Here is a 15942-nt window from a genome sequence, read left to right as displayed (position 1 = left end):
AGTTGGTGTAATAAGCATTCAATGGAGGTTAATCCTTCACTGTTACCATTACCACTAAGAGTATCAAATCTAGTCTCAGATTTAATCGAGGAGCAAGTCATGAGTAAAGAAAAAGTTGTACTTATTACAGGCGCTTCCAGTGGTATTGGTGAAGCAACAGCAAAAACCTTAGTCGCAAACGGTCATAAAGTAATTTTGACCGCTCGCAGTGAAGACAAACTTAATGCGCTGGTTGAAGAGTTCGGGGCTGATAACGCATTAGCAGTTTGCGCAGATGCCACTGATTTTTCATCGCTTGAAAACGTAGTTAATACAGGTATAAAACACTTTGGCCGCCTTGATGTTGCATTTGCCAATGCCGGTATGGGTGTTCAAACGCCAGGTGTTGAAGAGGGCGATCCTGAGCAATGGCAAACAATGATTGATATTAATATCAATGCACTGCTTTACACCGCAAAACTCACTCTGCCACACCTAAGAAAAACCACAGGACACTTTATTTTAACCAGCTCAGCCGCAGGACGGATTGCCCTTAAAGGCTCTGTTTATGGCGCAACGAAATGGTTTGCTTACGGTTTTGGGCAAAACTTAGCTGAAGAAATGAAGCCATGGCAAGGACGCTGCACCACTATTGCCCCAGGCATGGTCAATACGCCTTTTTTTGATGAAGCAAAACCCGACAAACTTGACCCAAATGATGTAGCCGAGGCGGTACTATTTGCTATAGAGGCAAACCCACGTTGCAATGTACGAGAGTTATTTTTGATGCCGAGTAATTAACGGACTCGACAGTAATAAATGCCCTTAACAGGGCATTTAATTTGATCCAAGCAGTAAATTAATTACTGCAACTTAAACGCGCCTGTTTTAATCGGTTAATTGATGCGATAACTTGCGCAATCGTACCATGATTGATCTCGATAACTTGCGACTCACTTAACGCATCTTTATTTTGCAGAGCATCAACAATTGCCAAATAGCTTGCTTGCCACTCATTAACCGCTAAAAATACCTGCGGATTATTAGTAAGTACTTGCTGCCACATTACTAGCTGACTTTGCAATGCGGTAAGTTGTTGGCGATCACATTGTTGTTGGTAATCATCCACCGCATAATCAAATTGTTTTAAGGTTAAACTCTCTACCGGTAAAACATCCACTAATTTATCCAGTGGCGCTAACTGATGGTAATCATCGCTTAGAAACGCTAAATGATGCAACGTGTAATAGTGTGCGGGCTCTATCAGCTGACTAAAAGTAAGTAACGCGTTAAGCGCACTGCTTGAAACCTCTGGTAGCTGCTCTAAACGTTGAATAAACTGCTGTTGATGTAGTAAGCCTAACTGTTCATCGGCGTATTGGTCCATTAGCGCAAGCCGAGTGTACATGCTGCGCTCATCCGTTAAGCTAGTCGGTGACCAAAAACGTTCTCCTATTGCATAGAGTCTTGGCCAAATACGCGTATCTAAATTATCAGAGGTGACAAGCTCAGCCCAAATAGTTGCTTCACCACCCAATACATTACCTAGCTTGGCTCGTTGCTGCTGATGTTTTAGTTGTTGGTTCAACTGCACCAGAGGTATCTCACCACCGACATTTGCCCTAAACACATAAGGAGTATTACCCACGAATGCGGGATCTTTGCTAGCCTGCGTTAAACTAAATGTCAGCTGAGTTGGCCCAAGCCAAGTATCAATAAGCACCTGATAGTTATTCGCTATTTTAGTCACTTTATCAGTGATGAATGCCCCTTTACCCGCGATGTTGACAATTGCTTGCATACGAGACTGATCACTTGCAAAGACAGTAATATCGCCAGTCACCGCGCTGCCTTTTATGCGTGTGAGGGTAAAATCAACATGTCCGATTACAGTCTTCGCCGTTACTGCGGGTTTCGCCGGCGGCAGCGGATGATTACGATAGTGATAGCTCGTCCACTGCGGCTGATCAATATAAAACCCGCTTGATAACAAACCATCGAAACCGGCCTCAGTGATCGCCGCCAATGAATGATGACCACGCCATGATTGCACTAAGGTGTTGTTAGGCAAATTAGGATGTAATACCTCATCCCAACCAATCATTTTCTTATTGTATTTTGCTAATATTTTAGCAACCCGTTGATTGAAGTAGGCGTGTAATGCATGGCTATCAGCCAGTTTTTGCTTATGCATATAAGCTTGAATATGACTATTGGCTTGCCAATCAGTATCATCAATTTCATCGCCACCAATATGCAAATACGGATCAGGAAACAAACCCGCAAGCTCGGCGACTACTGCATCAACAAATTTATAAACCTCAGGGTTGCTTGGATCCAGTAACGGTTTAAATACGCCCCAACGTCGCTCCATCTGAGTTAATTGAGTTCCGCTACCAAGTTCAGGATACGCAAGTATAATCGCGCTGGCATGACCCGGAACGTCAAACTCTGGCACCACCCGAATACCTAACTTTGCCGCATAGCTAACCACCTCTTTAATTTGTGCTTGAGTATAATAAAGACCATCGGATGCCTGCTGGTGTAGTTTAGGGTAACTATTTAGCTCAATTCGCCAGCCCTGATCATCGGTTAAGTGCCAGTGAAACACATTAAACTTGGCTGAAGCCAAGCCACGTAATGTCCGTTTTACATCTGCAATTGGCAAAAAGTGACGCACGCCATCAAATAATAAACCACGCCACGGATAAGTTGGTTCATCCGTAATAATTAGATTATTAACTTGTAGCGGCTGCTTAGCACTAAATAATAGCTGCGATAAAGTCGCCAATCCTCTAAGCATGCCGTATTGATTAGCACTCGTTAGGTCAATTTTATTATCTGCAATAGTTAGCGTGTAACTTTCATCCATATTTAAATAAGGTAACTCGCTCACTGTTTGCGTGATATTAATGTGTAATTGCGCAGCCGCTCTTGGCGTAACTTGTAGATGCTGAAATTGGGTAGCAAACAACGAACTATTTAATAAAGGCAGGACGATAGCGTGCTGCGTTTTAGGTATAAATACCTTAAGAGTTGCTTCAAAGGTAGTACTCCCAGCCAATGATTGCACCTCTTTAGGCATTGGCATCAGCGCTTCGGTGGCGGGCGCAGAAAAAGCATAACAAGAGCTGCTCAGTAGCATTGCCCCCATCATAAAATGAATAATTTTATGCATTGTTTAATTCCTGTTGTTTGCTTGCTTTGAGAGTCACTGTTGTAGCGACAATTGCCCCTGCGGCGGTGATCACTTGAGCCGCAAGTTGCTGGGCAGTCTGCACTGCAATTGCACAAGGACTCGCTAATATTTGTTCAGCTAAAAAACCCGCTGCAAACGCATCTCCAGCCGCGGTAGTATCAATTACCTTCGCGACTGCGGTTACTGGATAGTAATTAATTGTTTGTTGCTGTAACACAATGGTGTCATCCAGTCCTTGCTTAATCACTCGCAACGCTTGTGGGTATGCCCGATAAAAGTCGACCAACTGCTGTTGTTCACAATCACCAAACACACCAAAGTGATCGTCGTTGGTAACAAAAATGATATCTGCAACTAAAAAGGCTTGGCGAAACCAATAGTGTGCTTGCATATTACTTTGCCAAAGCACTTGGCGATAATTACTATCAAAAATAACGATGCCACCAGCTTGCTTAAACTGTGCAATAGCAGTCATTAATAGCTGTTTAGTTGGGTCATCATAAATTGCTAAACTTATAGCTGAAAAATAAAGGTAATCAAACTGTTGCTGCTGCAATGCAGTTAAGAATTGATGTTGAGTATCAAGCTTAAAATACTCTCTGGCAGCGCTATTTTTTCGATCATAATGAAAAACTCGCTCGCCATTAGCATCAAGCGTAATACCATAAGCGCCTAAAGTATGATTTGTTGCATATTGTAAAAAATCGAGTTTAAGCGCTTGCTGCTGCCACCTAGCCTTAGCTTGCTTACTTAGTTCGTCGCTACCAATGGCAGATATAAAATAAACATGCACCTGTTCTCCCATAAGACGTTTAAAGTAAACTGCCGTATTGTAGGTGTCCCCCCCAAAATTAAGCTCTTGATTTGTAGATAGTTCATGCATCGCTTCACCAAAAAACGCAATCTTAATCATGTTGCATTTCCTCGCGTTGAGCTTTTAAAATAGCTAATGCTTGTGCAGATGTGCACACTTGAACTGGGGTAAACAAAGTTACCATAGCAGCTAATAAAGCGGAGCCTAAAGTGGCCGGAATAATTGGGTTACTCCAATAAGCCAGCCAATTTGGCGTTAAAATAATCGCCAACGAGACCAACAGCGAAACCAATAAAGCAGTAATGGCCCCCTGCCAATTAAAGCGTGGCCAAAAATGACCAAATAACACGCATACACATAGACCCGACATTAAAGTGGCGATCATATTTGTAATGTAACCAATCACATCGTTAGTTAATAACGCCAATAATAACGCAATGCCTATCGTCATCACTAAGCCCATCCGCGAAAGTAATACAACATCTTTAGCGTGGGGCATTCGTTTGAATACTAAACTATACAGATCACGTATTAATACACTCACAGCTGCAATCGCATCTGAGCTAGCACTGGAAATCGTGGCTGAAAGGCCAGCAATAATAACCAGCGCTGCCAAGCCAAAAGGTAATAATTCAAACGCCATAAAAGGGAAAGAAAATGCACTGTTCTCTAAAGCAGGATTCAGTGCATAAGCTGCCATACCGATGATGGCAGGTACTATGGCAAATACTAAATACAAGCCACCCGATAAATAAAACGATTGACGAATACTTTTAACATGCTTGCCAGAATAAATACGTTGGCGAAATGATGGCGCAACCAAGACGCCTATTAACACCGCGAAAAATAATGATAAGCCATGCACTGCACCTATTTTATCCAATGATAAAAAGCTTTGGTTAAGCGCAGGTTGCGCATTGGCCATATCAGCCAAGCCACCCACTTCATAAAGAGCGACCCCAGCCATCAAGAAAAAGCCAACAAATAACACCAATGCTTGAATAGAGTCGGTCCATACCACAGCAACATAACCGCCAATCACCACGTAAATACTAAAGCCCAGTGCAATAATAAGTTTTGCCGAAAATGGCGATAACCCAGTAAGCCATGCTAAATACATACCACCGCCCAGAATATGCGCTCCTAACCAACCAATACTGGCGACAAAAATAAATATTGCGATGGTATTCTTAACGAGTGGATGTGCTCCCACATAGTATGATACTTCTTCACTCATAGTCATGAATTGGTGTTCACGCACTGGCGCAAATAATTTTGCTAATAATAAAATTCCCGCAGCACCACCAAGGCCATAGATCATCCCAGCCCAGCCATTTAAATAAGCAAATCCCACAGCCCCCATTGATGATCCTGTTCCTACCATAGTGGCAACTGTAGTACCTAACGTAAGAAAAAACGGTAAATTACGTCCCCCCAGTAAAAAGTCATCGCCACCTTTAGAATTTCGGCTTACCCACCAACCAAACCAAATCATAAATCCTAAGTAGCCTAAAAAGGCCATTAATAATTGCCACTTCATAAGACACCCTGCTCCACCAATCCACGCTGCGCTTTGTAACAGCACTTCTAATTATTAATTACGTGGTTGATGTTAGTTATTATTCTGACCTAAGAGCGGTTATTATTTTGTGTGCTCTTAGGTGTAAATGTCAGCGCTGTCATTCAGCTACTGACAAAATCTTAAGGCGCCTTATAACAGGTAACATCCACCTCAACTTTACAATCGACGACTAAATCCGCGACCGCACAAATACGTGCCGGTGGATTAGCGCCAAAATACTCTTTAAACACTTTATTAAACGACTGAAAGTAACGAGAATCAGTTAAAATAACAGTAACATGCACCACATCTTTGAGCTCATAACCGGCCTCTTTCATAATCTCGAGGCAATTTTCAATCGCCAGTGTTGATTGCTCAATAATCCCCCCTTCAACCACTTCTCCATCTTTCATTGGGGTTTGTCCAGATACCATCAGCCAACCACCCGCTTCTACTGCGCGTGCAAACGGTAAGTGCTGACCACCGGTACCTTTACCGCCTTCAATACCAATTCGTCTAATCATCTTTACTTGCTCCTAGGGATGTTAAAAATTTACCTGAATATGCAGGTAGAATATGTTTATCTATAAGGGTTGCTTGGCCATTGGTCCAGACACGATGAATTCCTGAAGCCGCCAGCTCTGGATCAACAAATGTTGCGTTATCAATAATCTCATTGGCATCAAATAACACCAAATCGGCAAAGTTGCCTACTTTGATCACTCCACGATTTGCCAACCGATAGTTAGCCGCGCTTAAGCCTGTCATTTTATGAATCGCAGTTGCTAATGAAAAAATTCCTTGTTCACGGCTGTAATGACCCAGCACTCGGGGAAATGAGCCCCATAACCGAGGGTGTGGGTGTGGATCGCACGGTAAACCATCTGAACCAATCATGGTTTTATCAAACGCTAAAATAGTGTTTACATCGTCTTCATTTAACCCATGGTACACAGCACCAGCTGGCTGCAGTTTTTCAGCAGCATCCAGCAAACTGACGTCCCATTGTTTAGCAATATCAGCAAGTAATTGCTCGGCCATTGCAGGGTGGGCATCAGACCAAGTGATAAAAATATCGAAGTCGTCAGTCACTTGGTTCAAATCTAAGGTACTGGAGCTGGCCGCATACGGGTATGCGTCGCAACTACATTTTGAGTGCTCGCCTTGTGCTGCAAATTTTGCTAACAGCTCTGGGGCGCGTCCCCAGTTATTTTTACCTGCACACTTCAAGTGGGAAATAATCACTTTAATGCCAAACTTTTGCTCCATAGCAAACGCTTCATCCATCGCCTCAAGCACGGCATCAAACTCGGTGCGTAAATGGGTGGTATATAAAGCATCATGCTTTTGTAAGATAGCGCCAAATGCCTGTACCTCTTGTTCAGGTGCACACTGTGCATTGCGATAGGCAAGCCCAGTGCTCAAACCGAGGGCACCTTGGGTTATGGCTTCATCCAATTGCAATTGCATCGCGGCAATTTCGTCAAGCGTCGCTGGACGTAATAAGTCATCCATAACGTTATTGCGCAATGTGGTATGCCCTACCAATGCGGCAACATTCACATTGGCTTTTTGTACATTAAATGCATCGATATAATCGCGCATCTGTGCAAAAGTAAACTCTGCTTTTTCACCCAGCAGATTCATTGGATCCGGCGCATCTGCAGTTAGTTTTGCCGGCGCCGCGCTGATCCCACAATTACCGGTGATCACCGTTGTCACCCCTTGACTTATTTTCGCTGCCATCGCTGGGTTTCTTAACAACTCAAGATCATCATGGGTATGTACATCGATAAACCCCGGGGCTAGGCATAATCCATTGGCCATTATTGTGTGTGTTGCCTGCCACTGTGATAACTCGCCGAGTGCGACAATATGTTCACCTTTAATTGCGACATCCATGTACTGAGGCGCATTGCCTAAACCATCAAATACTTTTGCTTGATAAATGATTGTGTCTGCTGATTGCGAGATATCGTGCCGCATCATTAATCTCCTAGTGGTGCTCTGTCTGGTCCTTGACGATACTCATCTAACTCATGTTTGATGCGACGAAGTTTTTCGCGAGATTTTTTCTGCGTTAAAATAGCCACTTCACTTGCCAATATGTCTACTGCAGCAAGCATCGCGTAACGGCCTGTACTGGGCGTAAAAATGTAATCTGATTCGTTAGTTTTAATTGGTAAGTGAATCGTTGCGATATCAGCAAGCGCACTCTCTGGGCAAACCGCAATCACTTTAGCGCCATAATCTTTGGCAATATTTGCCGCATCAATTAAGTCATTTGCTAAGCCTGTAAGCGATAACACCACCACCACATCACTGATATCAACACTGGCGGCAGTCATTCTCATCATCACCGGATCACTGTAAGCGTTACTGAGTACATCCAGTCGAAACAAGCGGTTATGGCATTCTTGTGCAACTACAGAGCTACCCCCACCAACGCCAAAAATTAACGTATGACGGCTTTCAGCAATACAGCGAGCTGCTTCTTCAATCTGCGACTGTTCAATTAATCCGGCATTAATATCGAGAATATCGTGTATTGCTTTGTATATAGCTGGAATATCTTCACGTACAGAGGCATTTTCACTAATAAAGCGCTCTCCTACTGCCAGTGATTGTGCAAGCTGTAGTTTCATATCACGCACATTATCGCAGCCCAGCGCTTTTGCTAGCCGAGTGATAGATGCGTGACTGACTTTTGCGCGCTGTGCTAAATCACTTATACTTGCCGATGCTGCATATTGCAGATCGGCTAAAATTAATTGTGCAACGAGTTGCTCTGATTGCCGTAAATGGCCTAAACGCTCTTTAATTCGTGAAACAATATCCAATTAACTACTCTCCTAAAAATACGTATCAAAGATACCAACAACGTTATAATTATCATCGATAACATTAATATAACGCCATTTATCAAATGTCAGGCAAGGATGTGAAGTCCCAAAGGCAATAATATCACCGACTTTTAAGTGGCTATTTTGATCAACACGCAGCATGGCATGCTGATCCATTATTTTTTCAACTTGCCAATCAGCACCTGCTTTAGTAACAACACCGTGTTGGTCAATATGTAAATTCGCAATAGGTAGCCCGGCATCAAATGCCACATCGCGCTTACCCATACCAATAATTGCTCGTCCCGGTTCTGGCAATGACTGTACATATGCCCAAACCTCTAAACATGATTGTAAATCGCTACCAATATTACACGCCAACGGATTACGCGCTAGAATCTGTTGCTGCGCATGGCCATAAATCCCTTGATCATGAGCGACATAACAGCCAGGGCGGATCACAGGCACCATGTTATCGAGCATGTTACTAGGTGCAAAAGCATCGCAGACTAAGTCGTACCACGCTGAGCCACCTGCGGTAATAATTACTTGTTCTGTGGCAAAAGCCTGCTGCTCAATCAACTCTTTACATGTTGTTACCGCATCCGTTAAAAATGCAGTCACTTCACTTTGTGTACTCAACACTCCTTCATACACTTCAATGCCCGCAAGCTGTAATGAAGAAAACTGCTTAATATGCGCAACCAATTGTTGGAGCTTTTTTTCATCAACTACACCACAACGTCCACCTGGCACACCTAACTCAATAAATAATTTAACTTGTATGCCTTGCTTACTAAAGAACTCACCAAGGCTTGTTACATTGCTAACATCATCCACTAAACAATAAAAATCAACCTGATACTGTTTTAATAAATAGCTAAGCTGCTGCATGTTGGCTTTACCAACTAATTGGTTCGCCATGATAATGCGCTTAGCGCCAGCTTGTGCTGCTACCACTGCTTGTTGCACAGTTGCAATGGTGATCGCGTAAGCACCTGCATTTAATTGCTTTTTAAAAATATCCGGTGCCATGGTGGTTTTACCATGCGGTGAAAACTCCACCTGACTTTGTTTGGCGAACTCAGCCATCCATGCAATGTTATTATCTAAACGCGTTTGATAAATACACGCACAAGGAAGACTCACCTGCTGCTTAGCAACATTGCAATCACCTTGTATGATCGTTTCGCTGTTGCCTAAGCCTTTATTCATAGTATAAATTTTTGCGGCGCGTTTCATGGCTAACTTTTCCATAAATAAAACTCTTATTTTAAATCATTACCTTAGATAGCAACGTTGGATTAAAAATCAAAAAATTATCAAATGTTAATGTAATTGTTATTGCATTTTGTTTGAAAGTGATGTTAATTAATAACAAGCAAGTAGTCAACACCTGTTACAAATTAACAGGAAATAATAATTAACTTTTAAATCTACAGGATGAGGTATATCAGCATGAGCATTAAAAACCGTCACCAACCCACTTTAAATAGGAGCCTAATAGCAAAAACCGTCGCCGCTATTGTATGTGGCTATACCAGCTTTGGCGTTTTTGCCGCAGACCAAGCACAGACAGCAAATGACGACATAGAAACTATTGAAGTGCGCGGTATTGCCGCCAGTAACAAACAAGATATTAACAACAAACGCTTTAGTACTGGAATAATGGATTCTATTACCGCGGAAGATATTGGTAAATTGCCTGATGTAACCATTGCCGATACGCTGCAACGTATCCCAGGCATACAAATTCGCCGCTCTGCGGGTGAGGGCTCAACCATTAACGTTCGCGGTATGCCGCAAGTAACCACTTTGCTCAATGGCGAACAATTCTTAAGTGCAGGTTCAATTACAACATTACAACCAGACTTCACTGATGTCCCAGCGGCGCTGCTATCAGGGATTGATGTGCTTAAATCACCTCAAGCCGACACCTTGGCCGGTGGCATTTCAGGTACTTTAGATTTAAAAACACGTAGACCATTTGATCTTGACCAAGGCACAACCTTCTCACTCACAGGAGAAGCAACCCGTGGTAGTTTATCAGAGCAAACCGACCCTAAACTGGTAGCCTTTGCCGGATATAACAATGACAAATTTGGCATTATTGTTACTGCCGCTTATGACGAAAGCACCTTAGCGAATTACCGTAATGGCACAATTTTAACCTCTTCAGAAGTGCAAAATGAAACCGACCGCGATTTTAACGGTGATGGCGATTTTAACGACAGCTTTTACAGCCAACGTTTTTATGGCGTGATGGACCGAGAAACAGAGCGTGATCGCCTTGGCCTAAACACTACCATTCAATATCAAATTGCCGACACACTAACTTTTACTGGTGACTTGTTTTATACAAAAATGGATGACGCCGATCGTAAGCAAGGGGTGATGGTTGATAATGCCCGTGGTTCTATTTGGGCGTATTCTGATAACTTTATTCCTCGCTTAGATAATGATCGGGGCGGACAAATATACACAGTCAACGATGCTAACTTAAAAGTTCGTCGGGTAAGCGCCTACTCTGAAAGTTTAACTAACGACCGTGAATCAACCAATGCTAGCTTTTTATTCGAATACCAAGGTGATGGCCCACTCTCTGGTGAATTTAGGTATATTCATGGCTCTGCAGAGCGAAGCCATACTGAAAATGTGGCCCACGGCTTTTTAACCTCAGGCGCACAACATGGTTTATTAAAAAATCATGGTGATGGTATTACGCCAGTTAACCCCAATGGCTATGGCCCAGAAGAAGTTGATGTGAGCTTTTCTCGCAGCGGCGAATATTTAACCCTTGGTTTTGCAGAAGGCTTTGGTAATGATATAAGCCAATATAATCTCGTTTCAACCTACTCTGAAAATAACTTTGAAGAACAAGCCACACTTGATGTTGCCCGTATTGATGGCCATTATGCCTTTGAGACAGATCACCTACAGAATCTTGATTTTGGTCTGCGGGCATCAAAACGAGACGTAGAGCGCGAAACCTATATTCTCGTTGCACCATTTACCACCGGCAATATTAGTGCCGATGTGATGTGGAAAGATTCCGGCGCATCATTAGGTGATACCAATGGCGACGGTGAAAATAGCGTAGCAGGTGGTGATTTAACCATAGGGAAAACTAACTTCTTTAGTGATATGCCCGATGGTTGGGTCAACCAAGTCAATGGTTTAGGGCCAGGTGGCACTGGGCATAGTTTTTACTTAATCGATCCTAAAGTAATGGACGATCCAATGGCATTTCAAAATGCAATTTACCCGGGTAACAAACGATTAGCTAATCCGTCACGTACTTACCAAGTAAAAGAACAAACTCAAACAGCTTACTTTAAAGCAAACTTTGCTGGTGAATTGGGTGATTTGAGCTATACCGCAAATATCGGCGCACAATATATTAAAACCGAACTCGACATGCTGCAAAATCAACTAGGCTCTGCGCGTCCTTGTTCGTTGTGTACTGCCAGTGAGAAAACCGGTGAAAAATGGCTAAACAGAGATTACTCAGATTTTTTACCATCAATGAACTTTAATTTAAACCTAACCGAAGATGTGATCCTACGTGCAGGTTACGGTAAAACAATGACCACGCTCGATATTGGAAAGCTTGCTGGTGGTATAAGTGTTGGTCGTACCCGAGCCGGAGATGTACTTGCCGCTGAGCTTGGAGTAAGCCCTGACTTATTAGTGGCAGTACAAGGTCGCCAAAATGGTAATCCTGATCTAGAACCATGGCGCGCAACTAACTATAACCTATCTGCTGAGTGGTATTTTAATGACAGCGGTTTATTAAGTATTTCAGCCTTTTTAATGGACATAGAGTCATTTGTTGAAAACGGTATTGTCATGCAAGGCTTGCCTGATATTGATGGCATTATTCGCCGTGAAGTACCTGTAACCACTGAAATAAATGGCCAAGGTGGTGACATAAAAGGTTTTGAAGTTGTTTATCAGCAAGCATTTGACTTTTTACCAGCGCCATTTGATGGCTTAGGCTCATCACTAAACTTTACTTATGCGCCAAGTGACAGCGCTAACGTTGATGTTTATGGTAAAAGTTTACCAATTCAAGATAACTCAGAAAAATCAGCCAATGCTGTACTTTGGTACGAAAAAGGCCCATTACAACTACGTCTTGCAGCCAACTACCGTAGTGATCGCTTAGACAGCTTAAGCTCGCCAATGGGCGAAGGGGTAATGCCATTTTGGACCGATAGCACTTTGTACTTTGATATGTATGCCGGCTATGAATTTGCTGAAGATATGAGCATTTATACCTCAGTGAGCAATCTAACCGAAGAAAAAGAAGATATTTACGCACAGTGGTCTGATCATGTGATCACCCAAAATATCTTTGAGCGTCGTATTACGTTTGGTATTCGTACCCGTTTTTAACGCTTAACAACACATTTGGCACACTTCTGCCCAGGAGATAAAAAGACTTAGCATTATTTAAATAAGCTTTTTTGCCAAATAGCAAACCAGTACAGCTAATTAAGCTGTACTGGTTTTTATACCTAAGTGGATTCATCTAGGCTGATTGCCGATAGTGATCAACAGCAAAACTAAATAAAACTTTGATCATAAAAAATAGACTCACCATCAAAAACCACGTTGGCAGCGATAAGTAAATCAACAAAAAGATGCCATAACACATTAAGTTTGCAGCAATAAAACCCTGGATTGATTTACCATGTAACGCATTAACAACAGATGCTGCCACTATCGTATATGCCCACATAAGCAGTGCAGTATCTAGTGGCTGTGAAAGTAACCACGCAATCACTATTATATGAACGTGAATGGCAATAAAAATCAGCCTATTTTTAGGACGCTTTGTGTAAAACTCATTGGTACCAAGAGTGAAATTAGCAATACATCCTGCTAATACGTCAGCAATTAATATAAAAGCTAAGATTGCTCGCCAATTATCGAGTTTAATCTCCGCAACCGAATAAATAACCCAACTGCCGACTAAAGCAAACAAAATAGTACCGGTGATCTCTAAAATCGATTGTTTTTCGCCAAACACTTCATGCAAAAATTCAGGGGTTTTAAAATACTTCATTGTTAAACATTTCCTTATTTAAATTAAATTAAATTTTTGAACAACGACTTTCCATGTTTTTAACTATGCAAGTAGGCGACAAGATAAGCACCACTAGCAGCCAACGAAATAACATTATCTATATAGACACGGCATTAATTAAAAAAACACCGTAAAGGTAGCAGGATATGCTCAGGGATCTGATCAGAAATCACATACTTTTTTGCATCAACTGTGACTTCAAATAAAAGATACTCTGAATTTCTGCCAATATAACGCTCACCTATATTTGGCGTTATCTTATATATATTTCCGGTAAGAGTAAGCTGACTAGAGGCTGATATCTTTTCAAACCCGCCGTAAGGGCTGAGATGACCCTCTACGTTGTGATCTTTTAAGTAGTCGTTTCGAGGATGGCCAAACCATATAGGTTCGACACGAATTTCACTACTTTGAAATAATTTACTTGCTTGATAATGAATGGGCTCAAAGCACTGCTTCTCTATTTTAATATCACTGCAACCACTGATAAATATCACGGCAAGTATTGTAGTATACCCAATGTATTGCATATCAACGTATTCCTTTACATACACTTGGAGTTAGCTATTGGCAGCACTGCAATACCAGCATTCTTTATAACTCACATTTGCGCTGACGCTGGAGCAAACATATATCAAGGATATCGTAACTGCCTGCAACTTCCAGTGTAATTTGATGAATATTGACGCTTAAACATGACTTCATTAGCAAAGACAACAACTATGTCTTTTTAGTGTTCAGAATTACTTTTCTTAATTACGAGACTTAATAGCAGCCTAGATTACTATTAAGCCATTAATATCTAAGACATTATTTTAAATAGCAGCTCTCTTACTGTGGCAGGTTCAAATGGCTTGTCACATATGGCGTCTACACCAGCTTGAGCAATATTAGCTAAATGAGTGTCGTTTGCCTCAGAACTCACCATCAAAATAGGAATATGCGAGTAAGCATTCGAGCTTCTTACGGTCTCCGTTAGCTCTTTACCATCCATTTCTGGCATATTGTAATCAGTAACAATTAAATCAAATGATTGACTATTAAGGTGGTCAATCGCTTGTTTGCCATTTTCGGCTTCTACAGGCGCCGGTATTCCCATTCCAGCCAAGACCCTAATAATATGCTTGCGTGCAAAACGACTGTCATCAACCACAAGTACACGCAATAGCGTTACATCAAAATGTTCTAATTCAACTTCTTCTTCAGTAATAATATCTAATGTTGCCTTTAACGCTCGCGTAATTGCCTCAGCACTAAACGGCTTTGGTAAAATAGCTAATACCCCGGACTGCCTTAACTGTTCAAGATAGGTTTTATTGCGCTCTGTCGATACCAACATAAAAGCTTGATGCTCAATACCTGGGGTTACTCTGATTTTTTGCAATAAAGAATCAGCGCTACCGTCAGAAAAATACATGCTGCTAATGACCAAATCCGGCTGATAATTCTCCAGCATTGTTAACGTTTGCGCTTGAGAAGTAGCAGTTTCTATTTGTGTAACACCGCATTGAGTAAGTGACTTTATAATAAGCTTTTGCTGAACATCTGATGGCTCTACTAATAATATTGATAAATTGGCTATTGCTGTTAAGTCTTTCATTTACATCTCTTCAGTATTGCTATGTTTAATTAGTAACGGTTATTTTTGTAAAAATCAAAAATACAGTCATCGTGATTATGCTTTTTATGATCTTTTTTGCTAAATAAAGCGCGTATCAAGCTCGCGTTTAGTTACGTTGAATATAGTCTAATGCCGTCATTTTATGATAATTAACATTACGATGCATAACATGCGCAGGTTCTGGATCAACAATTTCGATTGGGATATCGTAACTGCGTGCCACTTCTAGCGCCATTTGAGTAATATTAACGCTAAACGAAGTGCCAATAAAAACGATTTTATCGGCATCAAGCATCCGCTGTTGTGCTTCGCTAATACGATAAAGCTCAGTGTAATATTCATCAAATAACAACACAAAAGGCTTTAAAGATTGATCCAGCACAGGCTGCTGGTTTTCGATGTTAAACAGCTCAAGCAGTGACTCATGTAAGCGGCTTTCGTCTACATTATCCCACGGTGTCGCATGCGCTTTCACATCATCACCTTGCTCATGAAACAAAGTCATTTTATCAAGCCGACCATGAATGGCGATATAGTTTTTATTGCCTGCTTTGCCATCTAGCCCGTCAATATTTTGTGTGATCAGGTTTTTATCGCTCAACCATTGATGAACTTCGTTAGGACCATGGTTACGGTAGGTGGCAAAGCGATGATAATACCAAGCTAAAAACTCACGCGGGTTGTTTACATACATAGCACGTGTAGCCATTTCCATTGGCGTATAGTTTTTACTACCAATAGTCCAAAACCCATCTTCACCTCGAAAGGTAGGAATACCGCTGGCGGCACTCACACCGGCTCCTGTTATATATAATGTATTCATAGCGTTCCCA

13 protein-coding genes are annotated in these 15942 nt (G+C 41.8%); 2 read left to right on the top strand and 11 right to left on the bottom strand.

Translation table 11 applies throughout. The annotated features are described in order from the left end of the window. The first annotated feature begins 99 nt into the window (after positions 1 to 99). Entirely contained in the window at positions 100 to 780 is a 681-nt protein-coding gene (locus H5162_RS00790) for an SDR family oxidoreductase (protein ID WP_182733872.1), read from the top strand. Between the two features lie 58 nt (positions 781 to 838). On the opposite strand, the gene H5162_RS00785 is transcribed toward H5162_RS00790, so the two are convergent. From H5162_RS00785 to H5162_RS00755, 7 genes are all read right to left on the bottom strand, one after another. Further along, positions 839 to 3157, bottom strand: coding sequence for a family 20 glycosylhydrolase (locus H5162_RS00785; RefSeq protein WP_182733870.1), 2319 nt, complete (start codon positions 3155 to 3157; stop codon positions 839 to 841). Continuing rightward, positions 3150 to 4091, bottom strand: coding sequence for a PfkB family carbohydrate kinase (locus H5162_RS00780; protein WP_182733868.1), 942 nt, complete (start codon positions 4089 to 4091; stop codon positions 3150 to 3152). Before H5162_RS00780 ends, H5162_RS00785 begins: the two co-directional genes overlap by 8 nt. After that, on the bottom strand, positions 4084 to 5532 hold the full coding sequence (locus H5162_RS00775; protein ID WP_145242040.1) for a sodium:solute symporter family protein: 1449 nt from the start codon (positions 5530 to 5532) through the stop codon (positions 4084 to 4086). Before H5162_RS00775 ends, H5162_RS00780 begins: the two co-directional genes overlap by 8 nt. Positions 5533 to 5693: 161 nt before the next feature. Beyond that, positions 5694 to 6077, bottom strand: a complete 384-nt coding sequence (locus H5162_RS00770; protein WP_145242042.1) for a RidA family protein — start codon at positions 6075 to 6077, stop codon at positions 5694 to 5696. After that, positions 6070 to 7542 carry an amidohydrolase family protein gene (locus H5162_RS00765; protein WP_257326829.1) on the bottom strand — a complete coding sequence of 491 codons (1473 nt, stop codon included), beginning with the start codon at positions 7540 to 7542 and terminating at the stop codon, positions 6070 to 6072. The genes H5162_RS00770 and H5162_RS00765 overlap by 8 nt, the downstream gene beginning before the upstream one ends. Then, positions 7542 to 8393, bottom strand: a complete 852-nt coding sequence (locus H5162_RS00760; RefSeq protein ID WP_145242044.1) for a MurR/RpiR family transcriptional regulator — start codon at positions 8391 to 8393, stop codon at positions 7542 to 7544. The genes H5162_RS00765 and H5162_RS00760 overlap by 1 nt, the downstream gene beginning before the upstream one ends. 12 nt (positions 8394 to 8405) lie before the next feature. Further along, on the bottom strand, positions 8406 to 9653 hold the full coding sequence (locus H5162_RS00755) for an amino acid deaminase (protein ID WP_182760366.1): 1248 nt from the start codon (positions 9651 to 9653) through the stop codon (positions 8406 to 8408). 201 nt (positions 9654 to 9854) lie between these two features. On the opposite strand from H5162_RS00755, the gene H5162_RS00750 reads away from it, so the two are divergent. Next, the gene (locus tag H5162_RS00750) at positions 9855 to 12794 is read left to right on the top strand and encodes a TonB-dependent receptor (RefSeq protein WP_182777368.1); all 2940 of its coding nucleotides are present in this window, start codon (positions 9855 to 9857) and stop codon (positions 12792 to 12794) included. A 136-nt stretch (positions 12795 to 12930) separates the two neighbouring features. Here the strand turns inward: H5162_RS00750 and H5162_RS00745 are convergent, their stop codons facing one another. The 4 genes from H5162_RS00745 to H5162_RS00730 form a co-directional block, all read right to left on the bottom strand. Next, on the bottom strand, positions 12931 to 13467 hold the full coding sequence (locus H5162_RS00745) for a hypothetical protein (RefSeq protein ID WP_145242050.1): 537 nt from the start codon (positions 13465 to 13467) through the stop codon (positions 12931 to 12933). A gap of 134 nt (positions 13468 to 13601) precedes the next feature. Next, positions 13602 to 14018: a hypothetical protein gene (locus H5162_RS00740; RefSeq protein ID WP_182777365.1), complete on the bottom strand. Its 417-nt coding sequence runs from the start codon at positions 14016 to 14018 to the stop codon at positions 13602 to 13604. Between the two features lie 272 nt (positions 14019 to 14290). After that, entirely contained in the window at positions 14291 to 15088 is a 798-nt protein-coding gene (locus H5162_RS00735; protein ID WP_145242054.1) for a response regulator, read from the bottom strand. A gap of 127 nt (positions 15089 to 15215) precedes the next feature. Beyond that, complete coding sequence (locus H5162_RS00730; RefSeq protein WP_182732111.1) at positions 15216 to 15932, bottom strand: Sir2 family NAD-dependent protein deacetylase; 717 nt, start codon at positions 15930 to 15932, stop codon at positions 15216 to 15218. Between the last annotated feature and the right edge of the window lie 10 nt (positions 15933 to 15942).

This window comes from Pseudoalteromonas sp. SR41-8 (genome assembly GCF_014163915.1).
Taxonomy (GTDB): domain Bacteria; phylum Pseudomonadota; class Gammaproteobacteria; order Enterobacterales; family Alteromonadaceae; genus Pseudoalteromonas; species Pseudoalteromonas rhizosphaerae.
Note: the sequence above shows the minus strand (reverse complement) of the source record. Positions and strands in the feature narration are given on the sequence as shown.